This window comes from Mesorhizobium sp. G2-6-1, from assembly GCF_055809095.1.
On record NZ_CM147896.1, the window covers coordinates 907940 to 934562 of the forward strand.

General features: G+C 55.3%; 21 protein-coding genes and 1 pseudogene. 8 read left to right on the forward strand and 14 right to left on the reverse strand.

The window, feature by feature from the left end:
* Positions 1-174: 174 nt before the first annotated feature.
* Positions 175-975: a right-handed parallel beta-helix repeat-containing protein gene (locus AC0L7S_RS04340; protein WP_473473235.1), complete on the forward strand. Its 801-nt coding sequence runs from the start codon at positions 175-177 to the stop codon at positions 973-975.
* Here the strand turns inward: AC0L7S_RS04340 and AC0L7S_RS04345 are convergent.
* The 6 genes from AC0L7S_RS04345 to AC0L7S_RS04370 form a co-directional block, all read right to left on the reverse strand.
* Entirely contained in the window at positions 929-1720 is a 792-nt protein-coding gene (locus AC0L7S_RS04345) for an FkbM family methyltransferase (protein WP_473473236.1), read from the reverse strand. The genes AC0L7S_RS04340 and AC0L7S_RS04345 overlap by 47 nt on opposite strands.
* Positions 1721-1967: 247 nt before the next feature.
* Entirely contained in the window at positions 1968-3290 is a 1323-nt protein-coding gene (locus tag AC0L7S_RS04350; protein ID WP_473473237.1) for an O-antigen ligase family protein, read from the reverse strand.
* Between the two features lie 457 nt (positions 3291-3747).
* Positions 3748-5073, reverse strand: coding sequence for an HlyD family type I secretion periplasmic adaptor subunit (locus tag AC0L7S_RS04355; protein WP_473473238.1), 1326 nt, complete (start codon positions 5071-5073; stop codon positions 3748-3750).
* Between the two features lie 38 nt (positions 5074-5111).
* Positions 5112-7040 carry a type I secretion system permease/ATPase gene (locus AC0L7S_RS04360; RefSeq protein WP_473473239.1) on the reverse strand — a complete coding sequence of 643 codons (1929 nt, stop codon included), beginning with the start codon at positions 7038-7040 and terminating at the stop codon, positions 5112-5114.
* 107 nt (positions 7041-7147) lie between these two features.
* Positions 7148-8617, reverse strand: coding sequence for a right-handed parallel beta-helix repeat-containing protein (locus AC0L7S_RS04365; protein WP_473473240.1), 1470 nt, complete (start codon positions 8615-8617; stop codon positions 7148-7150).
* Between the two features lie 596 nt (positions 8618-9213).
* Positions 9214-10152, reverse strand: coding sequence for a glycosyltransferase (locus AC0L7S_RS04370; protein ID WP_473474177.1), 939 nt, complete (start codon positions 10150-10152; stop codon positions 9214-9216).
* A 386-nt stretch (positions 10153-10538) separates the two neighbouring features.
* Between AC0L7S_RS04370 and AC0L7S_RS04375 the strand changes: the two genes are divergently transcribed.
* Both AC0L7S_RS04375 and AC0L7S_RS04380 read left to right on the forward strand, forming a co-directional pair.
* Positions 10539-11786 (forward strand): hypothetical protein, encoded by a 1248-nt coding sequence (locus AC0L7S_RS04375; RefSeq protein WP_473473241.1) that lies wholly within the window; start codon positions 10539-10541, stop codon positions 11784-11786.
* A 10-nt stretch (positions 11787-11796) separates the two neighbouring features.
* Entirely contained in the window at positions 11797-12600 is an 804-nt protein-coding gene (locus AC0L7S_RS04380) for a WecB/TagA/CpsF family glycosyltransferase (protein WP_473473242.1), read from the forward strand.
* Positions 12601-12846: 246 nt separating this feature from the next.
* Here AC0L7S_RS04380 and AC0L7S_RS04385 read toward each other — a convergent pair whose 3' ends face one another.
* The 4 genes from AC0L7S_RS04385 to AC0L7S_RS04400 form a co-directional block, all read right to left on the reverse strand.
* Entirely contained in the window at positions 12847-13782 is a 936-nt protein-coding gene (locus tag AC0L7S_RS04385; RefSeq protein ID WP_473473243.1) for an ExeA family protein, read from the reverse strand.
* 15 nt (positions 13783-13797) lie between these two features.
* On the reverse strand, positions 13798-14766 hold the full coding sequence (locus tag AC0L7S_RS04390) for a CpsD/CapB family tyrosine-protein kinase (protein WP_473473244.1): 969 nt from the start codon (positions 14764-14766) through the stop codon (positions 13798-13800).
* Positions 14750-16303 (reverse strand): GumC family protein, encoded by a 1554-nt coding sequence (locus AC0L7S_RS04395; RefSeq protein WP_473473245.1) that lies wholly within the window; start codon positions 16301-16303, stop codon positions 14750-14752. The genes AC0L7S_RS04390 and AC0L7S_RS04395 overlap by 17 nt, the downstream gene beginning before the upstream one ends.
* Before the next feature lie 275 nt (positions 16304-16578).
* Positions 16579-16944, reverse strand: a complete 366-nt coding sequence (locus AC0L7S_RS04400; protein WP_473473246.1) for a hypothetical protein — start codon at positions 16942-16944, stop codon at positions 16579-16581.
* 230 nt (positions 16945-17174) lie between these two features.
* Here AC0L7S_RS04400 and AC0L7S_RS04405 point away from each other — a divergent pair, with 230 nt between their 5' ends.
* Together AC0L7S_RS04405 and AC0L7S_RS04410 are read left to right on the forward strand one after the other, a co-directional pair.
* On the forward strand, positions 17175-18098 hold the full coding sequence (locus AC0L7S_RS04405; protein WP_473473247.1) for a glycosyltransferase family 2 protein: 924 nt from the start codon (positions 17175-17177) through the stop codon (positions 18096-18098).
* 497 nt (positions 18099-18595) lie between these two features.
* Positions 18596-19279, forward strand: a complete 684-nt coding sequence (locus AC0L7S_RS04410; RefSeq protein ID WP_473473248.1) for a sugar transferase — start codon at positions 18596-18598, stop codon at positions 19277-19279.
* 156 nt (positions 19280-19435) lie between these two features.
* Here AC0L7S_RS04410 and AC0L7S_RS04415 read toward each other — a convergent pair whose 3' ends face one another.
* Positions 19436-20266: a LuxR C-terminal-related transcriptional regulator gene (locus AC0L7S_RS04415; protein WP_473473250.1), complete on the reverse strand. Its 831-nt coding sequence runs from the start codon at positions 20264-20266 to the stop codon at positions 19436-19438.
* Between the two features lie 968 nt (positions 20267-21234).
* Between AC0L7S_RS04415 and AC0L7S_RS04420 the strand changes: the two genes are divergently transcribed.
* Positions 21235-21957: a Crp/Fnr family transcriptional regulator gene (locus AC0L7S_RS04420; RefSeq protein WP_473473251.1), complete on the forward strand. Its 723-nt coding sequence runs from the start codon at positions 21235-21237 to the stop codon at positions 21955-21957.
* A gap of 161 nt (positions 21958-22118) precedes the next feature.
* On the opposite strand, the pseudogene guaA reads toward AC0L7S_RS04420, so the two are convergent.
* The 3 genes and pseudogenes from guaA to AC0L7S_RS04435 all read right to left on the reverse strand — a co-directional run bounded on the left by guaA (position 22119) and on the right by AC0L7S_RS04435 (position 24918).
* Positions 22119-23682 (reverse strand): annotated as a pseudogene (gene guaA / locus AC0L7S_RS04425) (glutamine-hydrolyzing GMP synthase).
* 139 nt (positions 23683-23821) lie between these two features.
* Positions 23822-24439 carry a 5'-methylthioadenosine/S-adenosylhomocysteine nucleosidase gene (locus AC0L7S_RS04430; protein ID WP_473473252.1) on the reverse strand — a complete coding sequence of 206 codons (618 nt, stop codon included), beginning with the start codon at positions 24437-24439 and terminating at the stop codon, positions 23822-23824.
* A 20-nt stretch (positions 24440-24459) separates the two neighbouring features.
* The gene (locus AC0L7S_RS04435; RefSeq protein WP_473473253.1) at positions 24460-24918 is read right to left on the reverse strand and encodes a PaaI family thioesterase; all 459 of its coding nucleotides are present in this window, start codon (positions 24916-24918) and stop codon (positions 24460-24462) included.
* A gap of 282 nt (positions 24919-25200) precedes the next feature.
* On the opposite strand from AC0L7S_RS04435, the gene AC0L7S_RS04440 reads away from it, so the two are divergent.
* Both AC0L7S_RS04440 and AC0L7S_RS04445 read left to right on the forward strand, forming a co-directional pair.
* On the forward strand, positions 25201-25641 hold the full coding sequence (locus tag AC0L7S_RS04440) for a DUF3995 domain-containing protein (protein WP_473473254.1): 441 nt from the start codon (positions 25201-25203) through the stop codon (positions 25639-25641).
* Between the two features lie 114 nt (positions 25642-25755).
* The gene (locus AC0L7S_RS04445; protein WP_473473255.1) at positions 25756-26523 is read left to right on the forward strand and encodes a class II aldolase and adducin N-terminal domain-containing protein; all 768 of its coding nucleotides are present in this window, start codon (positions 25756-25758) and stop codon (positions 26521-26523) included.
* Positions 26524-26623 lie beyond the last annotated feature (100 nt).

Genomic DNA, 26623 nt, shown 5'->3' on the forward strand with positions numbered 1-26623 from the left:
ATATTGCGTACCCGGAAGGCACGATTTTAAGGTACTGTCATGTTTGGCGGACTGGGCCATCTAACGGGCAGCAACCAGAACGTCACAAAGGCGCGACCAAGCCGACCAACCGATACCTGTTCGCCACCATTTGGGTATGAGGTGCTTATCTTGGATCATAGGAAAATCGCGAGGATGGCGACACTGCTTTTTGCAGTGCTGGTTTCTTTCGCGCTTTCAGCCAGCCCATTGGGTGACAGGCTGAGCGATCTGAAATCACGATGGCCCAGCGCAGCAAATACCGGCCCTGAGTTTGGCACAATTTTGCGTCCGATCAATGGAACGGTGGTCATGTCCGAAGACGGCCAGGTTCTGGAAGATGTCCTGATCACCGGCAATGTGATGATCGAAGCGGAGAATGTCACGCTCAGAAACTGCAAGATCGTTTCTGACACGCCCTACCATGTCATTTCTGCAGACGCCGCCGTCGGTTTCACGCTCGATCATTGCGAGATCGATGGAAACGGAAGTTCATCCAATGGAGTGCTTGGAGAAGGAACTTTTCTCGGCAATTACATTCACGGCGTTGAAAACGGCCTGAACCTTACCGGACCGTCTACAGTCAGGGATAACTACATCCATATCGGCTCAACGATGATGGAGGCCCCGCATTATGATGGAATCGAGATCAATGGCGGTGGTAACCACGTCATAGTTCACAACACCATCGAGAATACGGAAGGCCAAACGGCCGCGATAATGATGAATAATGAATTCTCGGGAATGGAAAATATAATCATCGACGACAATTTCGTCAGCGGCGGCGGCTATACGATTTATTGCGACAGTTCGCGAAACAGCAATATTGTCAAAGGAAACACCATTCGCATCAGAAATAACTATATTGCCCAAGGCACATACGGCCCGTTCGCGCTCTATGATTCCGGCATCATCCCGACTGAAAATTACAATGCCTTGACCGGCAAGCAACTCTAAAAAGTTCGAGATTGTCGAGACGGACATTGTCTCGCCGGCCCGACTCGCGTCCGAGCTTGCTGAGCGGAAACGAGGAGATAATGCCGTTTTCGATGGCGTCATCATGAATGGCAATGATATGGCGTGCCGGCCATGGCCGATGATCAAGCACCGAGGATGCGTCAAACGCCGTCACCTCATAGAGCTTGCGCTCCCGGGGGTGATAATAGAAAAACCGATAGCCATGTTGGGCGATCTTTTCGTACCAGGTCAGCGAGGGCAGACCGAGCAGCAGGATCAGGATATCGGCCTTGCCCGCCGCCAGGAACGGCATCGCACCATCTATTACGTTTGGCTCAAAGCCCGCGACGTTTATCTTCAGCACTGAAAGGTGGTTTATGCCTTGCCGGCGCAATTCACCTGACAAGGTGCGGACGGCAACGACTTCCGCGCCGGGTACATTCACACTGCTCAAACGGCTCATCCAGGTGAGTTCGGTTGTCTCGAATGTGGACTCGCCATCAACATTGGAAAATGCCAGTTGATGGACTGTCACACGACCAGTTGCACCATTGCGCGCAATGTTCCGTTTCAACGTTGCAACATTGGCCCCACTGGGTTCAAACGCGTGGACTGCGGCGCATTGCAGGCCCGTGGCAAACAGCGTGAACTGACCAATGGCAGCCCCGACATCGGCGACGATCCAGTCGGGTCGGGCTATGCTTCGCAAAAAGGCGAACTCCGGGTCGATCAAGTCGCCGAACATGACAAGTGTCGTCGGGGATTGACTTGGATAGGCGAACTCAAGGGTAGCCCCCGACCGCAATTGAATGTGGCTTCGTTTTGGTCGCGTCAGACGCAGTCGAACAAGGCGGCTGGAACCTAGAAGCGTGGCCCTCAGGCCAACCACCTGCACACCCCACCGAAACTTGTTCGCTATCGATCCTATCCGGGCAACTATAGCGTTGAGCTTATGCCATACGGGCATTGGCTGTGCCCTAAATCCCAATCGATCATACGACATTAGCAGGTTCCCCCAGCTTGGAAGAAAATTCCTTGTCGCCCGCATGAGGTCGGCGAACTGGCCTATCGCGCCGTGAACGGACTCCTTGTTTGACATCACTGTCCAGAAACCAAAGCCCGCTGCCCATCAAAAAGACAAACAGCACATATGTCGCGTTCCAGAAGTGAACCATCCAGCCGACAAGGAACAGCCCGGTCATGGCGGTGATGTAGGCTATCCGATAGATTTGGAGTTTTTCGTCAAGACCACTCTTGAAGCCTATGGCCAGGATTGCCGAGAAGAATGCCAGAAGCATGAAGAACCCGGCCGGAAGGCCATAAACGATGGCATTGTACAGCCAGAACATATCGATGCTGGGCGGCATCCAGGAAGGACGATCCCACTCGCCGAATCCTACTCCGAACAGAGGATGGTTCAATGCCGACTGCGAGCCAAAATTCCAGATCAGGATTCGAAAATATGCTGACTGGACGTCCAGTGCGAAGTACCAGAAAAGGATCGCCGCCAGCGATCGATTTGCCAGGATCTGAACCGCCATCACCGCAGCAAACACCAGCGCGATCAGAATTTTCCATCGAGCCTTGCTGCTGCGCAACACCCAGTTCCACAACATCAGCGCGATCTGCATCGCCATTGCACTGATCGGACCGGACGACAGCGACAAACCGGCTGTAATGCCGACGATCATGGTTTTGGTCCATCGGCGAGCGGCAGACACCTTGTACCCTAAAACCATATGGGTGAGTGCGAGCAAGCTGCCACAACACACCCCAAACAAAATTGGATGTTCGAAAACCGCCTGAACACGCCGAAGATCGAGGCGGGCCTCCTTGAGTGCGAGAGGATGCGAGGGCAGGATTGCCGCGAAAAGCTCCAGAGCGATATTGCGGCCAGAGAAAGCCTCGAAAACAGCGAATGGCAGCAAAGCCGCGACAATCCAGAACAGAAAACGAACCACATTGTAGAAATCATTGGCATTGCGAATGTAGCATCGCGCCAACAGGTAAGCGCCCATCGTCTCGACGAACAGCACGCCACCGGGCTGCATTGCAAAGGCCCCACCGTGAACCATGGTCAGGCTAAGCGCACCCCAACTGCAATACAGGAGCAAGGCAATGTCCGTGACCCTGATGCGCCCGGCCTTGCCGTTCAACCATGCGATGAAGCACGGCACGACAACGACAATCAAAACGATACGGTAGAGGGACAAACGCATCCCGCCGATCTGAAATATCCAGGGTATGAACAACGAGACAAGAAAAATGGAAACCAGCAAGGCCGGCATTTTCCGCTCAGGCTGTTTCGAGGTCATCTCGCGGCTGCGGCCGGATTTTCTACCTTCACAGGCTGTCGCACCTCTTCTTGAATCGCGACTGGTGCGCTTTCGCAGGTTTCGGCGAGCATAGAGTGATGCGTTGTTCAAACTGGCTCGAGCCCGCATACTATCGCACCCCCTACCAACTCATTTTACAATCAGACCATTCCAACTAACGCATTGGATATGAAGGGTCATGTTACTGTATCAGAGTGTGCTTTGTCGGTTGGGACTATGTAAAGATGACTAATAGGGAGGGTATCGGATGCCTTCGATCTATCTGCGCCCTTCGTATTGCCACACCGGCGATACCGACGATGCAGGGTGTAGAACTGCTTGCGGCGATCTAAACCCCCATCCGTATGGGCCTAGCCATAATCGTCTAAACCGATCTACCTCTCCACGGCCGTAGATTCCCGCTTGGAGGCTGTAGCGGCAATGGATCGATGCGAGGCTATTGCTCCCGGAACGCTTTGTTAAAGGAATCCAGAAGTGGGCGCACAAGGTAGCCGACAAGGGTGCGGTCGCCGGTCGAAATGAAGGTCTCAACCGGCATTCCAGGGTAAATCTGCGCCTTCTTTATTTCCGGCGGAAGCACTTCGGCGATCTTCAATCTGGTCATGTAATATGGCTGGCCGGATTTCTGGTCGACGATGCGGTCGGCTGATTTGTAGATCACTTCGCCACGCACCTGGGGAGTGGTACGCGCATTCAGGGCGCTGAACATCATATGCGCCTCCTGTCCAAGACTGATCGAATCGACATCGCGCGGGCTAATGTGCGCCTCGATGATCAATTCGCTGGTCGTTGGCAAAAGTTCCATGACAACTTCACCCGGCTTGATGACTGCATCTTCGAAATTGTACACTGAACGCACGATAATCCCGTCCGTGGGGGCCTTTACCTGGGTCCGCGCAAGGATAGCTTCGGCGGCGTTGATCTGCTCTTGAAGGTCAGCCAGCGAGGAGCGCGTTGTGTTCAGTTCGGTGACGGCCGTCTCGACACGGGACGTGGCCAGACGTTCGATTTCGACGCCAGCCTCGGCAAGCTGCGTGGCAGTACCTGCGATCTGCGATTCGATCGACCCGGACTGACCAACCAGCGAAGCGCTGCTGCGCAACAATTCGGTATATTCGCTACGGCCGGTCAGTCCCTTGTCGAGCAGTTTCTTCTTGCGTAGCGCTTCTTCCTGCACAATGTTCACCTGCTCGTCGACAGCCTTCTTCTGTGCGCGAAGGCCCGTGACGGACTCTTTCAACGTCTCGATTCTCTGTTGCAGGATTTTGCGTTCCGCGCGATAGCGTGCCAGCCGGGCTTTGAACTCCTTGCGCTGCTGCGCGATTACATCCTCCACATCCAATCCCCCGGAGGGGCGCTCCAGGTCCTGAGGCATGTCGATTTCGTCCAGCCCGTCACGTTCGGCTTCAAGCCGCGCGGCCTTGGCCCGTTCCACGATCTGCTGTTTGACGAGACGGTTGGCCTGCGTGGTGGCTTCGGTCGCGTCGACAACGAAAAGTGTATCGCCTTTCTTGACCCGGTCGCCTTCCTTAACGAAAATCTTGCGCATGATCCCGCCTTCGAGATGCTGGATCATGATATTCTGGCCGGATGCGACCACGACACCCGGCGCGATCGCCGCGCCAGCCAGAGGAGCGGTAACTGCCCAAAAGCCAAACACACCAATGAACATGAATATCGTTACATAGCCGACGGCAGCGATTTTGTTCGTACGCGTCTTGATCTTACGCTGCCAGCCATAGGCATGGATATCTTTTCGCATCTCTATCTCTCAATCGTGTGGGCTGCGAGAGGCCCACATCACGTGCGGAGCCGTGCGCGGATCGGTTCATCGCGCGTGCTATAGCTGCCGGTCTCCGAATTGGCCGGAACCGGCGGTGTCGTCGGTCGTGGAGCGGGTTTCTTCTGTCCCTGCGCCAGAAATTCCTTGAAGTCCTGCGTCGGCGCAAACAGCTGTACCTGGCCGTCCCGGAGCATCAGAATCTTATCGCATTTTGCAACGATTGCGCGGCGATGCGTTATGATCAACACCGTTCTTCTTTGCAGCCGGGCATTGGTAATCGCCCGCTCCAGCGCCGCCTCGCCTGCGCCATCCAGATTGGCGTTCGGCTCGTCGAGGACAAGCAGTCTGGGATTGCCATAGAACGCACGCGCCAGCCCGATCCGCTGCCTCTCACCACCTGAAAGACGTATTCCGCCCGGCCCGATGAGGGTGGAATAGCCATTCGGCAACCCAAGCACCAATTGATGAACATATGCGCGCTCGGCCGCCTCGATAATTTTTTCGTCCGACGGTTCGGTGTCGAAACGCGAAATATTCTGGCTGATCGTTCCGGGGAAGAGTTCCACCTCCTGCGAGAGATAGCCGATATGGCTGCCGATTTGGTCAGGATGCCAGTTTTGAATGTCGGCTCCGTCTATGCGCACGATCCCGGTATCTGGCTTGGTGGCGCCAACCAGCAGGCGCGCCAGCGTCGACTTGCCTGCCTGGCTTGGTCCTGTAATTGCGATCACCTCGCCGGCATTCACCGCAAGTGTCATCGGTTTGATCAGAGGCGGCGCGCCAGGTGCTGCGTTGGGCGGATAATACACGACCTGATCAAGGTTCAGCTTGCCTGACGGGGTCGGCAACTCCACATAATCATGGTGCTCGGTTGTCTCTTGTTGTTCTAGGGCCGACATGCGTTTCCATGCCCGGTTCGCTTCGATGATCTGACGCCAGCTTCCGATAATCTGGTCGAGAGGCTGAAGTGCACGCCCCGAGATCAAGGATGCAGCAAAGATCATGCCTGCGGTCATCTCTCCATGCAGGACGAGATAGGCACCCGCGCCAATCACCGCCAGTTGCAGCACCATGCGGATGGTCCGCGACATGCCCCCGTAAAATGCGTTGGTTCGCGCAACCTTGTCGGATGCCTGGAGCGAGTCCGAGTGGCGATTGCCCCACGTCTCGATCACGTTCGAGACCATTCCCATTGCGCGAACGGTTTCGAAATTACGTGCAAATGTCTGGGCGGAATACATCGTCGCGGCATGCGTCTCGCCTGCCTCCCTGCCGCTGACGCTTGTCGCGGCCTGGTTGAGCACCGCCACCGCAATCAAAATGAGTGCGCCAAAAAGCGTGATGGCAAACAGCAACGGATGAACAAAATAAAGCAAAACGATAAAGAACGGCCCGAAGGGCAGATCGAAAAGAGAAAACAGCGCACGCGATCCGATGAATGTTCGTATGGTCGCAAGATCGCGCAGTGGAGGAATATCACCCAGACTGGCTCGTGGTCCATTCATGGCCGCGAGGAACGCTGTCGGGCCCAAGCGCACGTCAAAGCGGGCCGCGAACCGGCTTGCATAGAGCGAGCGGACAATCTCCAATATGCCAAGGACTGACAGAGAGATTACCGCAAACAGCGTCAGAAAAATCAGCGTGTTCATGCTCGAGGCAGGTAAGATCCTGTCATAAACCTGCAGGAGATATAGCGGCGACACCAGCAGCAGAACATTTACCACTGCCGAGAACACGCCAATCTCGACAAGGCTTTTCGACAAAGCCGCGCTGCGGTTCGTAATTTCCACACCGGCGTCTGTCGAAATGCCAGCGTTTCTCGAAATATAAGCTTTCCTCAAACCGTCAAGTCGCGACCGAATGGTCGCATAGAGGGCGTTGCCTGTTGGCCGCACCTCCATCTGGAGGCGTGATCGAAGCTGGCCGAAATAGTCCGGAAATTGCACGATGATGCAGTCCTTTTCCCGCTGTGGTCTGAAATGGCGCCGACACGCCTGATCTGTCAGGGTTGCGCCGGCGCCTCAGATAACGGTTCTTTCGTGAGCCTCTCAGATCACGCAAAGAAATCGGAGTGGTGCCCACCATTCCAGTGGTCATTCGTCCAGTCGTAGTGGTCGTGACTGGAACTCCAGTCGTGGTAACCATGGTCGTTCGAAGCGCTGCTGGCCTCCTTCGACTTCCAACTCCAGCTATGGCCCGAATCTCCGCGGCCGCCCTTGGCCCCGGATTCCGAACCACCGGACGTGCCGGCGTCGGCCGCTACCTCGGTCGTGCTGGCGGCGTTGGTATGATCCGTATTCGTGGCGTGGTCACCGCGGTCACCTCCGCGATCACCGCGATCACCTCGGCCACCAAAGTGCCAGTCGCGGCCACCACCTGACCAGCCACCACCCCACCAGCCGGAATGGCCTGTACCGCCAGAGGTACCTGTATCGTGCGTCGAACCGGAGTCCGTCCCAGCATCGGCTACGCCACCAGAGGCGTGCGACCCGCTGGAGCTACCTGGATTGGACGTCTGGCCGGAACCTGAACCACCGGAAGTGCCACCAGCGTTTTGCGTTCCACCCGAGGTATCAGGTTCGTGCGTGTCGCCGGAGGTATCAGGGGTATGTGTTTCGCCAGAACCCGAGCCATTGGAGCTGTGGTCATCTGTCGTTCCGCCAGACCCGGCTGCGTCGTGGGAGGTATCGTCGCCATTGCCTGTTCCGGTTGAAGACGTATGATCGCCAGCAACGTCTGTCGATGTATCATGTGCCGTTTCACCCGCCGGAGCAGGATCGCCTAGCAAAGCCCCCGTCGAGGCGTCGACATTTCCGGTCTGCACCGGATCATTGTTGTTGATTGCGAAGTACCCCCACTCACCTTTTTCCATATGATTGTTGGTGAAGGTGACGTCGCTGATACTTCCTCCGCCGAATTGTCCGTCGGAGTAAACGGTATAGCCACCACCGGCGAGGTGATTGTTGTCTACATTGATGTCCGAGATCGGTCCGAAATAGTTATCGATCATGATGGCGGCTGTCTGGCCGTGGTCGTTTATGATCGTGTTGTGGACGATATCGACATTGGAGACGCCACCGTCGATCTGGATGCCGTCGTAGTGCGGAGAGCCGGACGCCTTCAGGTCGTGAATGTAATTGTCCTGTATCAGCGTCGGGCCACCGGTAACATTGATGCCATTCTCGACATTGTAGATATCGTTGCGCAAGAATGTGCCGGCACCTTGAATTCCGTGCGAGCCTTCATTGCCGTTACCGACGCCGTTGATCTCGCAATCCTGAATTACCGTACCGGAAGCACTGCCCTTGACGTCAACCACGACATAGTTGGCTGCGGTTATACGACAGTTTTCAAGCGTCACATTGTCTGCGTTGATGGTAACGACACCTTTGATATCGAGACCGCTGATAACAACGCCGTCAGTGTTGATGATAAGATCGCCTGACGGTGTAAGTATCACGCCGTCGGGGAGGCCGGTGTTCGAGGCATCGGGAAAACCCGAAAGTGTGGATGTTGTAGCCATAGATTGTGGTCCTTTTCTCCCCGCCCGGTAAGGATCAAACGCCTGAGACGCACGAAATAGCGATGACGCTATATGAGGGCCGACTAAACGATCAGTCGGCTTGGCCGCAAATCACTAAATATAAAGCGCGAATATGCACGAAGCGCCCAAGATGCGCCGTATTTCTGGCATGATCCCCACACTCGACTTGAGTTTACTGTGAAAATTCGTGTCGAAGTCGTGGCTTACGCGCTCCCGAAGTGCATTAGCAATCACGGAAACACCAACGCGCCCAAAAACTCGTGTCTCAAAATTGCAAGAATAAAAAAGGGATTCGATTTTCACCAATCCTCCATTTCGGTGTCCAAGCCGAATCACCTCACACTTGAACATACATTGGACTTGCACAGATTTAACCGAGGGATTTGCACTCTGGGATAGCTATTTCGATCTACTCTTTACTCTGAATATTAACCAAGACACTTCCTCGATCCAGCCGCGTTGTTGCTGGCGTGTGTCTGAATGAGAGAAATATCCAGTGCAAACTCCTGGCCAGCGAACTCTTGGCCAGGCGAACGCCAGACCATATGTGGCACGCCGTGGTGCCTATCGCTCGGCTATCTCGTCGCTGGAATGGAGGGTTTGGCTATTGGCTGTGGCAAGCCATGTCCTGGAAACAGGAGCGCGGCGCGAAACGCTGCACGATGCGCCGGGCCGAACCCTGAACGTATCGCCTCGCCGACGATAAGCGCCAGCCTGAAGGCTGCGGTAGCAAGCATGCCGTGGCGGCGGTCATAATCGCGAATGCGGTTGACTGTCATGAGGGCTGACAGGAATGGACTGCTTTGATAGTCGCCACCAATATGGACCGCTTGCGCGCGCGGTACATAGCTTACCGACAGACCACATTCGCGTATCCTGCGCATGTAATCGACTTCCTCGCTATACAGGAAGAAGCTTTCATCCCAATCACCGACCGCGAGGCGCGCACGCGCCGAGATCATGAGAGCAGCACCGGTCGCCCACTCGACCGATCCGCCCCGACGATAAAGGTCTGGATCATTCACCGCTTCGCCGAGACCGAATTTTGCTGCAAGCGTTCCTCCAATCACGGATTCGGCCCAGGCGGTTACCAAAGATGGTTCGCGCCGCAACGACAGGGCAATCTCACCGGACTCGTGAAGGATCTGCGGCACGGCAACACCAACGGAGTTATTGGCAAGGTATTCATACAAGACGCGCGCCGTTCCGGGCAGAAGCCTGATATCAGGATTGAGCACCAAAACATCCGTATTGCTTGTGATGGTTGCGACAGCCGCGTTGATGCCAGCCGCATAGCCGGCATTCCTGCCCGTCTCGATTACCCTTGGCTTGACCCGGTGGGATCTGGCAATCCCCACCGAAGCATCGTGAGAATCGTTATCAACGACTATGACCTCGACGCGCTCTATTCCCGTGCAACCGGCAGCCAGTGAATCCAGCAGACCTGGCAAAACATCTGCACTGTTGTAGGTGACGATAACCACGGCCAGCGAAGCCGGGTCGGGTGATCCCATCTTGTCATCGTTGATTTTCTTCACGCCCTACCTGCCCTGCCACCGCTGCCGGCCACCATTTTGCAAATCTGCGACTTTCCAATGCGCAACTATCGCTTACTCCCACGGTCGCTTGCAATGGTCACCACTGGCGTAGAACCGCCCGCCTCTTCTGTCTCTAAAGGTGCCTGCGACGTAGGGCGCGTAGTCCTATCGGAGTAAGCACAGATTTATCGCGCAACCCAGCGGACGCCCGAATAAGCCTTTCAGGGCGATGGTTTATTTGGCCAGAATTTCTAGCATTACAAAAACTCATTGCGCGAAAGCGGCCGGAGTTGGCCGGGACGCTCATCGGGGCACCCACAGAGTTATTCGGGCAATGATTGTACTTGTAACAGGAGAGTTTCTTGGCTGGCAATCCAGATCCAAAGCGACCAGACTCAAAGGCAATTGTCGCCGAGCGTAGCGAGATTTTTCCGCTTGACCGGTTGCGCGCGCTTGGCGCGGCATCGCCATCAACACGCATCAAAGTCGACCAGTTGATCGAGCTGGCCAAAAACGGCCTGCCACGCATGTACCGCAAGGGTTCATTCGCCCATACCGTTCGCGCCGTGAAAACCCACGACGGCCTCACAGTCAGGCCGGAAGGCGACAGTCTGCGCTACGCCATTGACGTTGCATTGGGTCTTTCCTTCACCAGCGAGGACGAACAGCGCAAGATACTGAATGGGGCAACAAGTGCCGATCTGGTGCGCACAACGGCAACCAGAGCGGAGTTTTCCAAAGACCCCGGGGCTGTCGCGCTTGCCGCATGGACGGCTGCGGAAGCAACAGACACTTATGCAGCACCGCTTTTTGCCAAACTGTCCAGTTTGCTCAGGTCTGGAGCGCCGATTGCAACGGTTGATTGCGCCTGGATATTGCTTGCTGCATTGGCCGCGCGTCACCTTGGCGACACGCTCGACCTTATCGCAATGGCCCGTCAGCGATTGATTGGAGAGCAAGCGGATTCCGGTCTGTTTCCGCATGGGCTTCCGGCCAATTCCAATGGACGCTTGCGCGCGCATGTCGGTTGCTTTGCCGATCAGGTTTATACGATCCAGGCGCTGGCGCGTCTCTTCGTGGCGCAGCAGGACGGTGAGGCGTTGGCTGCTGCCAATGCCTGTGCCGATAGAATTTGCGCGCTACAGGGGCCGGCTGGCCAATGGTGGTGGCACTACGACGTCAGAGATGGCGGAGTAGTCGAGGGATACCCCGTTTATAGCGTTCACCAGCACGCGATGGCGCCGATGGCGCTGCTTGACCTGCGCGAAGCCGGTGGAAACGATCATCTCAGCGCCGTCATAAAAGGCGTTCGCTGGCTCGACGAGCATCCCGAAATCGCCACACCGCTGATTTGCGAAGAACATGGCGTCATCTGGCGCAAGGCAGCACGGCGCGAACCGATGAAGGCCGCAAGGGCAATTTCGGCTGCCGTAACAGCAATCAAGCCAGGTCTGAGGGTGCCGGGGCTCGACACAATATTTCCAACGACCTTCGTCGATTACGAATGCCGCCCATACGAACTGGGCTGGCTCCTTTACGCCTGGTTGTCCGGAGGCGTCGTCGCGCGCCTCAACAATCGGGATTTGAAAATGGTCATCTCGAACTCCTGAGGAGGCTCGAATGCGCACAGATCGCCAATTGCTATTCGGTGTCTATCTTGACGCAATGCGCATGGAAGACGTTCTGGCGCGCTGCAGCACGGCGCTTGTCACGCGCAGCCGCGTTCTGGTCGGCGTTCTCAATGCGGCCAAGGTGGTCAATCTGCGCAAGGATTCCTTGCTGCGCAATTCGCTGCTTGAATGCGATATCCTGCTCGCTGACGGGCAATCGGTCGTCTGGGCCAGCAAGATCCTGCGCCGGCCGCTACCGGAACGCGTCGCGGGGATCGATGTGTTTGAACAACTCCTCACGCTTGCCCATAGAGAGGGCCGGTCGGTATATCTGCTAGGCGCGCGCGCGGACGTGTTGCGGCAGTTGGAAGAGCGTCTTTGCCAACGCTTCCCGGGATTACGGATCGCCGGAAGCCATCATGGCTATTTCGACACAGAACAAAGCGGCCAGATCGCTGACGACATACGCCAGTCCGGTGCCGACATGCTGTTCTTGGGCATGACATCGCCGAAGAAGGAAATTTTCCTCGGCACTTACGGGCGCACGCTCGATGTGCCGATCCTGCACGGGGTCGGCGGCTCCTTTGACATCATGGCCGGCATCACAAGGCGCGCGCCACTGGGCTGGCAACAATCCGGTCTGGAATGGGCATACAGGGTTTTGCAGGAACCGCGCCGTCTGTGGTGGCGCTATTTTTCCACCAATGCCGCGTTCCTGGCCTTGACACTGCGAGAACTGGCTTTCCCAGCGCGCGCTTTCAAGACGGAACGCGACATCACCTCGCGGCCCGCACTTGGCGGCGTCCGGCGCTAGAACGTTTAAGCGCCTGATCGAACCGCAAAGCCGCTCGAAATATCCATTGTTTCGCAGTCGCGGGCGGAAAATGAAGGCCAATCTCCCTACCTGAGGGGGAGATGTCCGGCAGGACAGAGGGGGTAAAAGCAGGGCCCCGCAGTCCCGTCTGTCGCGTTGATTTCATCAAAAGCTGCGCCGCTCTAAGCGTTATCTTTTTACGCAGTCGTGGAAGGAAAACCGCACCGCACTTTTCCTCAAATTGCGTTAGCGAGCCGCAGCCGCGCTCCCGCTCATTGCCTGAATTTTCCGGTCGGCAATAACCTGGCTGACCAGTTCGGTATCGACTATCTTCTTGTCTTCCGCATATGCATAGACAAGCGCGTAGTCGCAGATCTGGTTTATGATGCGGGGCAAGCCTTTGCTTGCCGCAGCCACCACTCGGCAAGCTGCCGGCGTGAATATTTCGTGCGCAGCCCCCGCAACCTTGAGACGGTGAAAAATGTAGTCCGTCACCGCATCATCAGGCATGCCGGACAGGTGGAATTGCGCAGACACGCGTTGCGCGAACTGGAGCATCCTGGGGTTGCCTATAATGTCATTCAACTCAGGCTGACCAACCAGAACGATCTGCAACAATTCGTCGACTTCATCATTCAGGTTCGACAAACACCTGAGTTCTTCAAGCATCTTGGCCGAGAGATTCTGGGCTTCGTCAAAAATGAGAACGGTGTGGCGGCCAAGTGCGCGTTCCGCACGCAAGAACTCTTCCAACTGCTTGAAACGCGCGACATAAGGCACACCTCTGGTCAGCGGCTGGTCAAGCGATGCCAGCACCCAATGCAGCAATTGCCCCCTGTCAGCATGGGCATTCGAAACCAGACCGATACGCAAATCTGGTGCCGCCGCGCGCAACATATGCCGGATGAGGGTTGTCTTACCGGCCCCGACCTCGCCTGTTATGACGCTGATCGGCGCAAAAGTTGCCAGCGCATAGTCGAGCATGGCGTAGGCGCGACAGTGAACAATCGACCAGTAGAAATAATTGGGATCGGGAACGAGGCTGAACGGCCTGCCCTCAATACCGAAAAACTCTGAATAGATCAGCAAACTGCTGACATCGGATGATGCGCGTCCATTGCGCAAACCCTGGTTCTCAAACTGCGCACCGCCTGCCGACGTTTGTATTTGTCGATTGTCCACTCGTCAGGCTCCTTCTCAGTAGCCGTATTTTTCTGGGGCATATCTGCACTTGTTCAAAACGGTGCCCAGCAGATTGGTTTTGTCGGAAAGTTCGCGCTCACAGAGATCAATCTCGGACTTGGTGCTTTGCTCTGCGGCAACGACAAGAATTGCGCAGTCGACATTCGGCAGAAAGCTCATGACATCGTCATTGGCCAGCATTGGCGGGAGGTCGAAGACGGTGACATCGGGCTCCAGTTTCCGCTTGATGTCCTTCATCACCTGTCCGGCTTCCGGGCTTTGCAGAAGTTCTGCCGCCATGCGCACGGGCCGTTTGTTGGAAGCAATTGCGATGTTTTTGCCATAGCGCGAGAAGGTGTCTTCGACGCCGGTCCGGCCTCTCAGGAAATCCTCCATGGACGGAGGCGATTTGACACCAAGAACCTCGGCAACCTGCGGGCGGCGCAAATCCAGATCAACGAGAGCGGTGCGGCAATCCTTTTGATTGGCCAGGCTGAATGCAAGGTTCAAACTGGCAACCGTCTTGCCGCAACGTGCAGTCGGCGATGTTACCAGGACAGTGCTCCAGTTGTTCTGGCGCAACAGATGCAAGACCTTGGTGCGCAATATGTCGAACGCGACGTGAGCGGGATTGGAACGCCCCACAGTCACAAGGCGCCCTTGCTCAACCCGCCACGGGTCAGGTCTGCCGGCCGGCAGCTTGTCCCAAACAGAGGCCGTGACAGTATTCACGGCCGGACGGGGCAATTGCGGCTTGGGCAGCGCTGTCTTCATCTGCGCCCGAGCGGCGACTGGAACATCGCCTGTTCTCGGCTCACTGGTCCTGGCAGCACTCTGCACTGCGCTTACATGTTGCGGCGCTCCCTGTTGTGCTCGGGCTTTGGTGAGCGCGGTCTGGATGCGCTCCATGCCTTCCGTTTTCGCACTTGCCAACACGTTCGGGTCGCCTTCCTGTTCTATTTCCACTTCAGGCCACCCCGCCACTGATGGCACCGGAGATCATGTTCCTGGCAATCATGGCAATTGACGTCGAAGCGTTCAGCCCGATGCCGAGCGCCAGCGCAAAGCTGCCACTTGCCGCCAGTCCCAGCCGCCAGCGCTTGATCCTTGAACTCTTTTCTTCGGGGCTCAGTATATAGGGAATGGTCGCCAAGGGCTGGGCTTGCAAGAGTTCGGCCAGTTCCGCGGGGCGACGTATCGTCTTGTTCATCAGTTCAAGCAAGATCACCAGGCCACCGCCGAACCCAATGCCTGAAGCGAGGCCGAAGCCGGCAATACGTATCCTGTTCGGGCTTACCGGTTTTTCCGGCGCAACCGCCGGCTCCACCACCGAAAAGCGCCCGCCTTTGGAGCGCACTTCGATCTGTTCTCCGGTTGACGCCTGCGCCTGCAAAGCGGCTGCCGAATTGTATTGCGCCTGTATGTTGGCGCGATTGCGCTCAAGCGCATTGAGCTTTGTCTCGTTGCCTGGCGTTGCGGCTATCGAATTTGCAATGGTCTTCAGGTTCCTGGTGATCGACGTGCGTTCATCAGTGAGGTAGTTCAAGCGCTCATCAATGTCGGAAAGCTGGATGTCAAATTCGCTGGGTCCGGTCCTGCGCGCGGCATCATTTGCCTGATTGGCGCGCAAACGATCCTGCAACGCGGCAATGCGCGAGCGAAGCGCAACAATGTTCGGGCTGGTTTCGGAAAAGATTGTAAGCTGGTCGGCAAGCGCCCGGTTCATATCCGCAAGCATCTGCTGTTCGGGGCTTAACGGCCCGACATTTTCAACCTTACCCGTGCTTTGAAACATCTCGACAAGGTTGTTGCGGCGGCTGCGCAGGCTTGCCTCCTCGCGCTCCAATTGGGAAAGCCGGTCCTGCAAGCCACTTTGCTGATTGCGGCGAAAATCGAGGCTTTCAGGCAGTGCATCCTTGTTGGCATTCTTGAACTTGAGAATGGTGGCTTCCAGGTCGCTCAATTCCTTGCCAAGTCGGGTTACTTCCTGATCGAAGAATAGCATCGTGTCACCTGCACGGCCGGTGCGCAGGCTGACGTTCTTGCTGAGGACATACTCGACCAATTCGTTAACGACCCGCGCCGCCAGATCAGGGTCTTTGGCATCAAACGAAACCGCGAAGACGGTGGCGCCTTGACCCGTCCGTAACGAATCCAGCTGAACCTGATCAAAACGCGTCCGCTTGCGCATGTCTTCAGCGATATCGAAGGCCGACATGGTCGCCGCCTCGTCGCCATAGATGTTCAGCCTCATCGCCAATGCCTGGAGGTTGTCCTGGGTGATGATTTCCTGCTCGATAATTTCGAATTGCTCGACGGCACCCGTCGGCACTGTCGAGCGCGCCATTTCCGTAGGGATCTGCGGTGCTTCGACCAGAATTTTTGCGCTCGCCCGGTAGAGCGGCGGCAGGAAAAGCGCCAATGCCACTCCAGCCAGCGTAAAAACAGCTATGATCGCGGCTACATACGGCAAGCGCCGCAGCAGAAGCGAAAGGTAGAAACGGGTATCCAGATCGCCCATTGTTTAGCCCAATAGTCTTGCCTGATGAGATGCCGATGATCCATTGTCGAGCCTCGCAGCGCCAAGCGATAGACCGCTGATAGGCGTTTCGGGCATCGACACACGACACGCCCCCTAATCCTTTTGGCCAGCCGCTCGCGCCTATGGCCTATACAAAAGGTTCTAGTCCGTGCCCGCACGCAGCTTCTCGGTCACAATCTGTGCCATAGCGGTTCAGTTTTGATTGAACGGCACCACGCTTTTCGCAAACAGCTCCAGCGAACATCCGTTTCATATCAAGCCGAGCTTCGTTGAGCGATCTCTACGCCATTGTCGCGCGCAAACTGAGCCACCGTCTCATGAAGGCCGGCGACAAACTCTTTCTGTCCTTGCAAGAGTGCTATGCGCTGCGCATATCTGGCCATCGAGTCGGTCAGCCCCTCGACCTTTTGCGACATGTCCGGCCTACCTTCATTTTCCAGGACCTCCATGGAAAATGCAGCATTGTCGGCCGCCTTTTCGCGGCGGGCGTTAAGCCCGGCGCGCTCATCTTCGATCTCTGCAATCAAACTGGCCAATGTGTTCGACAATAGCTGCATGCGAGCGGCATCCGTATCGTTATCGCGTGCGGGATTTCGTACCTTGAAACCAAATAATGCCATCGACACTCCCCCATTCATACCTGACCGCGGAATAATCCCAAGACACCCAGCGGAATGTATCCCACAATATTATTGCGATAATTACCATAATATAATTATAACTTGTTCATTCTATGCGAATGTTTATTTAAAATATGCATATATTACTTATTTTTGTTGCGTGTTAATTTGATTTGTGTTTAATTCCGCTCAAATGTCATCTTCTTATTCCGGATCTGGATAGGTAATTTATGACTTCGCCTCTCAGTCTGAGCGTGATCATTCCTCATCTTAATGAGCCGGACGATCTTGCCCGTTGCCTGCGCTCCCTCGACGCGCAACGGAGCGACAATATTGCCTTCGAGATAATCGTTGTCGACAATGGTTCGCCCGAACCGCCGGAGGCGGTTTGCGCTGCTGTCGGCGATGTTCGCCTGGAGCGTGAAACCACGCCGGGACCGGGACCCGCCAGGAATCTCGGAGCCAAACTGGCGCGCGCCGATCTTCTTGCCTTTATCGATGCCGACTGCGTAGCGGCGCCCGGATGGGTGCACGCGATCGTCACCTTCATGGACACGCACCCTGATATCGGATTCCTTGGCGGGGATATCGGCATCTTGCCTACCGATCCAGCGCGCCTGACCGCGGTGGAAGCATATGAGAGCATCTATAGCTATCGAGCCAGCGAATATGTCACGCGCTACGGTTTTGCGGCGACAGGAAATATGGCGGTTCGCGCCAGCGTGTTTCAATCCGTAGGTCCGTTCGGCGGAATTGCGACGATGGAAGATACCGAGTGGGGGCAGCGTGCCACCGCGCGCGGCTTTCGCATTGCATTCCGGCCCGAAGCGAAAATTTTCACCGCGTCCTGTAAATCTTTTGGCGAACTGGCGCGGCGATGGGACAGGCACGTCGCGCATGAGTTCCGAAAGGTCAAGGGCCATCCGGTTTCTATCTTTCGTTGGATTGTCACGAGCGCAATACTCGCTGCATCTCCGCCGGCTGAATTGCCATCCATCCTTCGTTCCAGGAAGATTTCTGGCATCCGCACCCGATGGTTGGCCTTGCTGTGCTTGAGCCGCATTCGCTTCTACCGCGCCCGGCAAATGCTCAGCCTAGCCTGGAAAGACAATAGCTCAACGATGGTCAAGACGTGGAATCGGGAGAACTCCTAGGTCCACACCCCCATCCGGGTACGAGTTGCGCCAAAAGGCTTACATTGGCGCATCATAGATCGTGTGTGCTTCAACCCTCTGGCGATGCACCGGGTGAGACAACACACAATTCAGCTTAGCTACAAGACCTGCTTGGCGATGCATATTGCTACATTGGTGAAGTACTCGTGAGTTTAGGGTCATATCCCCTCAACTTACAGGGACGTGATATGCATTATCACCGTCCCGATTAGCCCCATGATGGTGCTATATTCCTGTTTTTTCTTCAAAAATAGCTCGTATTTCTTATCCATTTTTAATCTCTAAATCTGATCTAATATTTATCTAGATCGATTTGTCTAAAGTCGATCAATTGCTGAATTAAGATATTTCTAGTTAATATTCTGTTACTTGGGATCAATGAATGAGAATTTCGTCACGTTGGTAACGAATTTCTATTCTCTCTTTTTTGATTTCCAAAATTCTATTGTGCATTTGCACTCCATTGGGGGCGTTTCATGCTGGAAGATATTTCCAGAACGCGTAGTCGTGACTTGGCGTTTGTCGAGCCGGCATCTGAGAGAAAGCCGTGGTCGCGACTTGCTTCTCAAGGAACAAAACGGGGCTTTGACATTGTCGCCACTCTTGCTGCCGCGCCCGTTGCGCTTGCACTGGTGGGAACATTGGCGTTGCTCGTCAGATGTGATGGCGGCAATGCATTTTACGGCCAACCCCGTGTCGGCAAGAATGGCAAGACCTTCACGCTGTGGAAACTGCGCACAATGGTGCCGAATGCGGAAGAGACGCTGAGCCAGTATCTCAAGGAAAACCAGGCAGCCCGCATCGAATGGGACACCAACCAAAAACTCCGCAATGACCCGCGCATCACGAAAATTGGCGCATATTTGCGAAAATATTCGGCGGACGAGCTCCCCCAATTGCTGAATGTGCTCCTCGGACACATGTCGTTGGTGGGACCACGCCCAATGTGCCTGGAACAGCGCGCCCTTTATCCCGGCACGGCATATTTTGAACTGCGGCCCGGACTGACCGGCCTATGGCAAATCAGTGACCGAAACAATTGCACATTCATCGAGCGTGCCACTCACGACACGCGCTATGCGCGCATCATGTCATTTGGAACAGACATTCAGATCATGCTTCGGACCGTCGGTGTGGTCCTGCGTGGAACGGGGATCTGACGCCCGGGCACCGCCCCCTGCCCTACCGGTAGTCAGAAAAAGGGGCCGCCAATGCATTTCTGCATGGCGGCCCTGCCCCGGTCAGAATAGTAGGGCAAATAGTCGAACTACTTAAATTTTATCTCGCCTTCCTGGCGCTCTTTCTGCGTCAAACTCTCAGGAATGAATTGCCGGACGGCTGACGGAAGCGCTTGGCTCATATTGCCTTGACGACGCAAAATCACCCGGAAACAGATCGTTGATCTTGAAAGCAACTTCTGTCCTGTTCGTTGCCTTGAGTTTTTTCATGATGTTTCGGATATGCACCTTGACTGTGCTCTCGCGGAGATTCAACTCATAGGCAATGATCTTGTTTGCCTTGCCGCGCCGCAGAGCTTCAACGACTTCTGCTTGGCGCAGGGTAAACATTCCACCCATAGGCCTGGCCGCTTCCGTTCCCGACTCCAGATATTGGCGCATTGCCATCACGCTGCTGGCGGGGACGAAAACACCTCCGGCAAGCGCGAGACCAATTGCTTCAATACATACCTGGATGTTCACCGATGCCGGGATATAACCCTTTGCACCGCATTCGAGCGCCTTTACGATTTGCGGCAACTCGTCTCCATCGGCGAGAACGATAACCGGTACACCTTCAAATTCGGCGGACAAGCCCTTGATCTCGTCGGCAACGGCAGGATCGCAAATTTTCCCACCACCCACATTGAGCAGGATCGCCGATGCTTGCGGGCACTGCGGACGCGCCTTCTTCCATTCTTCAATAGACTCGAATGCAAGGACATTCATCCCCACCTTCTGCGCCGCCACGCTTTTCACAAAGCATTCACGCCCCAGCGCTCTCGAATCGATCATAACAACTGATTTAACAGGTTGCGTGACCGTTTCTTCTGCAGTTTCGTCGTCATTGATTTCGTGATTATTTTCCAGTGAATTACATTGCAGGTTTATTGGTAGATGATGCCCATTGGTTTCAGCCAATAAATTCATGACAAATAGCTCCTGTTCCCCCTGCAGCACAAGTACTACAGGTTACCTAGCCCCTTCCGCTTGCCAAACAAAAACCGGCCACTGGCGAAAACGCCAATGGGAAACCCTGCACCTAAAATGCAGGCTCGTTGATTGTTAAGCGGCTATTGCACAATGAAAGAATAGATAAAAAGATGGTACTAGTCATTAATTTAGGTTAAGAATGGATTAATTTTGTGAATTCAGGTTTCCGACACCTAGATGAGCGCATTTTTTTCGACTACTTTGCGGACTAAATTCCATCTTATTCTAATAAAATGCCAGCTAATTTACACAATTGACTATAATTACCACTCATATCGATGGATCATTGACTGCTTGCTCCAACATAAGAGCAACATAGAGTCTACCCCAAATTTATCTTCTCTTGGAAGAACCTGTCCAGTATGGATAGCCTGCGCCCTAGGGGATTTGATTTACCTTCCGCATAGTGAAGCCTCGACAATGAGGCATTGCTATCGCGCTTGTGGAAAAATTACACATGCAGGCGTCGTACCAAAGTTATTTTTTATGAATCTCACTGCGGATATCAGTATAAATGGTCAATAGTACTGGCGTATTTTTTCGTGCATGCGCGCATATAATCGACCAGGGTATGGTTTATTACCATCAACACCGGCGGCCAGCTTTTCTTGAATATGCGTCGTTTGTCATCGAGCATCGTTGAACGAGCGGCGATGTATCTTGTGCCTCAGCGCGTCGCGCCTGTACCGTTTCATTTAAATGCGGCCAGGAAATATTTTTCTTTTTTTCGAAGTTTCTCGACGCTGCAGCAACCTGCGCGGCTGGAAACGAGAAACATATTCGGTTGCCCCTGCGTAATTGATGTACACTAACTAATCCAGATTAGTTCTATAAGCGTAACTTCGACATTATAATTCAAGTTGGATACAATTGCGGTAGAATTGGGGAGCGGGCGGCCCGACAAGATGGCATCTCATATAGACGCTATTTCCAGGAAAATTGGGGCATATGCAACGCTGGCTCCTCAAGACGTGGCGATGCTGGAGTCCTTGCAGGGGCCGAAAACGATTATAACGGCGGGCAAGGAGGTGATCTACGAAGGTCAGCAGCAGCACGGCGCTTATATTCTACATGACGGCTGGGCCTGTTCCTACAAGCGGTTGCGCGATGGTGCCCGCCAGATTATCGAGATTCAGCTTCCGGGCGATTTCCTTGGACTTCGCAGCATCATGTTGCGGGCTGCAGATCAAAACGTAGTTGCTCTAACCAATGTCGAAATCAGCAAAATCAGCACAGAACGCCTATGGGAAGCATTTCGCCTGACGCCACGGCTGGCTATGGCGTTGTTATGGGCCGTTTCACGCGACGAGGCGATGGTCACAGAACATCTCGTGTGCATCGGCAAACGCGATGCGATGTCTCGAACCGCACACTTCCTTCTCGAACTTGGTGCGCGCATGGAGCTCATCGGTCTGGGAACCCGCGACAGCTATCTATGCCCTCTATCCCAAAGCATCGTTGCCGATGCTGTGGGCATTACAGCCATCCATCTCAATCGCGTTCTTCGCCATCTTCGCGAGGCAGAACTCGTGGTATTCAGAGACGGCGTCGTGACCTTCCTTGACCGCGCGCGTCTCGCTCACATGTCCGACTTCGACATTTCCTATCTCGACATGAAAAACCCATGAAGCGGCTAAGAACCAGGGCATATCGACCATGCCGGCAATGTGGTGACGCGCCCCGCTATGTCACTTAGCCGAGCCGGGCTTGTTCCCACTCGTTCATCCGGCAATAGCAAGCGCATGGCAGGCCAACGTCCACTGGTATCACACGAACGCCGCTATTTTCCTCATTCCCACTCGATTGTGCCCGGCGGCTTCGACGTAACGTCATAGACGACACGGTTGATGCCCTTCACCTCGTTGATGATGCGGGTGGCAGCGCGGCCGAGGAATTCCATGTCGTAGTGATAAAAGTCTGCCGTCATGCCATCGACAGATGTTACCGCACGCAATGCGCAGACAAATTCATAGGTGCGCCCGTCGCCCATCACGCCAACCGTCTGTACCGGCAACAGCACGGCGAAAGCCTGCCAGATCGCATCGTAAAGACCCGCCTTGCAGAATCTCGTCCAGATAGACTGCGTCAGCCTCGCGCAATATCTCGAGTTTCTCGCGCGTGATGCCTCCCGGACAACGGATGGCCAATCCCGGACCGGGGAACGGGTGGCGTCCGATGAAGCTCTCGGGCAGACCAAGTTCCTTGCCGAGCACCCTCACCTCATCCTTGAACAATTCCCGCAGCGGTTCGACCAATTGCATATTCATGCGCTCAGGCAGACCGCCGACATTGTGGTGCGATTTGATCGTGACGGAAGGACCGCCTGTGAAAGAGACGCTTTCGATGACGTCGGGATAAAGCGTACCTTGCGCCAGAAAATCCGCGCCCCCGATCTTCTTCGCCTCTTCCTCAAACACTTCGATGAACAGACGCCCGATGGTCTTGCGCTTCTTTTCCGGGTCGCTTTCTCCCTCGAGCGCCGAGATAAATCGGTCGGCGGCATCCACCACCGTCAAGGGCAGGTTGTAATGCTGGCGGAACATGGCAGCTACGTCCGCAGCCTCGTTCTTGCGCATCAATCCGTGGTCGACAAGAATGCACGTCAGTTGCTCGCCAGCCGCCTCATGGATGAGAAGCGCGGCCACAGAGGAATCGACGCCACCCGACAATGCGCAGATGACCTTGCCCTTGCCGATCTGTTTGCGGATCGTCTCAACCGCATGTTCGCGATAGGCGGCCATCGTCCATTCGCCCTGAAGGCCGACAATATTATGGACGAAATTGCTCAGCAGTTTTGCCCCGTCGGGCGTATGCACGACCTCCGGGTGAAATTGCACTGCATAGAAATTGCGGGCATCATCGGCAATTGCCGCAAACGGCGCACCGGTCGATGTACCAACCACCTTGAAGCCGGGTGGAATGGTGGTCACGCGGTCGCCATGGCTCATCCACACCTGATGTCTGGTGCCCTTGGCCCAGATACCCTCGAACAACACGCAGTCATCCTCGATATCGAGAAATGCACGCCCGAATTCACGTTCATGGCCAGCCTCAACATTACCGCCAAGTTGCGCGCACATCGTCTGTTCGCCGTAGCAGATTCCCAGAACCGGAATGCCTGCCTTGAAGACTGCGTCTGGTGCGCGCGGGCTGCCAATATCAACAGTGGAATGGGGGCTGCCTGAAAGAATGACGCCGCGGGGGGCAATGCGTTCAAAGGCCTCGTCAGCCAATTGGAAAGGCACGATCTCGCAATAGACGCCAGCTTCACGCACACGCCTTGCGATCAACTGCGTGACCTGGCTGCCGAAATCGATAATGAGAATGGTGTTGGCGTGATTGTCTGTCGTCATGGCAGGCCTTTAAAGAAGAACTTGAGTCGGTGCAATGGCTTACGCCATGTTGTTGACAATGAGAATCCGCAACTTCACGCATTGATTCATGCAATGCGCATTGCAGGCTCATATTCCTGACAATTGTGAAGCGCCGCCCTCAGAGCGAAATCCGACCCGTGGACAGCGCACGCTCAAGCGCCAGAACCGCACCAGCCAGTTTCTCATCGATGCGTTGTAGATATTCAGTCCAGTCGCCAACATGTTTCAACTCGCTGGCACCGTCGGAGATGCCGCGCAGGGCGACCAGTGGAACGTCGAATATCTGGCAGGCGCGCAGGCAGGCATATGTTTCCATATCCACCATGTCTTCGCTTACGTCACTATACGCATTGCCCGAGATGATCGCCGCGCCCGTCGACAGGGTCGCCTCCTTCACGCCAGCGATCCGGATGGGCAATTCGATCGTGGCGGGCTGATCGAGAAATGGCGTGATGCCTTTTTCAAAGCCGAGCGGCGAGGCATCCATGTCGCGATAACTCACCGAAACCGCCTGATAGATTTCTCCCTGTTCCAGCTTTTTCGAACCCGCCGAACCGAGCGAAACGACAAGATCGGGAAGCGTATTTTCACCTTTCAATCGCGCCAGTTCCGCACCAAGCCTTACCCCTGCCTCGACGGGGCCGACGCCCGTCATCAATGGAACGAACAGACGTTTGAGGTGCGGGCCATATTCGGCTTCGGCTGCCATAGCGAAGAGAACCTGCTTGCCGGCCATTGGAGTTGCGCCCGGCCTGCTCAACCCTCAATGCCTTCACGGCCTACAACGGCCATCATCGTGCCGGTCATGGTGGCGATCAAGCCTGCCTCCCCGTCAGCGTCGAACGCGTAAGCCTGACCGTCCGCGACAACAATGGTGCGACCGGGCTTTGTCACGGAACCGCGAAACAGGAAGCGGTCGCCCTTGCCCGGCGCAAGCAGATTGACCTTGAACTCGATGGTCAGCACGCTTGCGTCTTCGGGCATAAGTGAGAAGGCGGCATAGCCGCAGGCCGAATCCAGTGCGGTCGAAATAACACCTGCATGCAAAAATCCATGCTGCTGAGTGAACTGCGGCGCATAGGGCATTTCGATTTCAACGATGCCCGGCGTTACCAGCGTCAGTTCGGCACCGATGGTCGCCATCGCCTGCTGACGCGCAAAAGATGCCCTGACGCGCTCCTCGTAATTTCGAGCCGGCACGATTTTAGCCGCCATCGCCATCTCCCCTGCCTTCACGGAACGTGCTTATTGCAGAGGTCTCCGTGACAGGCAACTGCCTGACGCGCATTGTATCGGGCAAACCAAGCACGGCACTATGTCGCGCCGCTGCATGGTAGGCGGCATCATAATTCAAGCTATAATTACGGTCATGGAACATCCCGGCATTACTGTTCCACGCGTTGTGCCTGACCGGGAGATCCAGTCATTCGGTTTTGCCGCGCAAGCAATGAAGCCGCCAATTTACAAGCATTTCCACCACCAACGATTGTTACCCTCATGATCGCACTTGCCTTCGCATTGTCCGGCGTCCTGCTTCTCATCACTACATTGCATGTCTATTGGGGTATTGGCGGCATCTGGCCCGGCAAAGATTCGGCATCTTGCGCCCATGCGGTGATCGGCTTCAAAGATGTCGATGAAATGCCAAGTCCGTTTGCATGCTTTAGCGTTGCGGCATGTCTTGGCATGGCGACACTTTGGCCTGTCGCACTGGTGGGAATTTTTGCAACACCATTTCCAATGGCCGGGCTTGGCGCAACCGCCCTGCTTATTTCGCTGGTGTTTCTTGCCCGCGGAATTGCCGGCTTTACACCGGCATGGCGGCGATTGACGCCTCAACAGCCATTTGCAAACTATGACGTTCGTTTCTTTTCACCGCTTTGCCTCGTCATCGGATTGGGATTTGGCTTCCTTGCTCTCGCCCAGTTCGGTATCTAACCGTTATCGGCCACAGGTTTGTTAGCCAAACAGAGTTCACCAGCTGGTTCAGGATTTTGTGGTTGCCGTTGGCGCAAACTCGCGCCATCCTTGGTCTTCAATGAGGATTTTCCAATGAGCGTTACCCGGCTACAACAGGAAACACTGACCAATTTGCCCTTCTATGAAGAGCGTGTGGATCTCGCGGCAGCCTTTCGCTGGACCGCGCGGCTCAATATGCACGAGGCCGTGGCCAACCACTTCTCGCTCGCCGTCAATGATGACGGAACGAAATTCCTGATGAACCCAAATCAGATGCATTTTTCTCGCGTCAAAGCCAGCGACATGCTTTTGATCGACGCCAACGACCCCGAAACCCTGAACGGTCCGAATGCGCCCGACCCAACGGCCTGGGGGTTGCATGGTGCGATCCATCGCAATGTGGCGCACGCGCGCTGCGTCATGCACGTCCATTCCATTCACGCCACGGTGCTTGCCTCGCTGGCGGATTCGCGGCTACCGCCAATCGACCAGAACTGCGCCACCTTCTTCAATCGCCATGTGGTGGATGATTATTATGGCGGGCTGGCATTTACCGAGGAAGGTGAGCGCTGCGCGACGCTGCTTGCCGATCCGAAGAACAAGGTGATGGTCATGGGCAACCACGGCGTACTTGTCATTGGAGACAGCGTTGCCGATGCCTTCAACCGCATGTTCTATTTTGAACGCGCGGCCGAAACCTACATCAAGGCGCTGTGGACCGGCAGGCCGCTGCGTGTCTTGTCAGATGAGATTGCCGAGAAGACTGCATGCGAGTTGGACGGGTATCCCGGTCAATCCGACAGGCATCTGGCCGAACTAAAAGCTATCCTCGACGAAGAAGAACCTGTCTACCGGAGTTGATCTGGAGCGGTACGAGATAAAGCGGGCGACCTCTTTGAGCGGATGGCTGGCCATCGGGGATTGCGATACGCCCTCAACGAACCGAGCGCGTTATTCCATC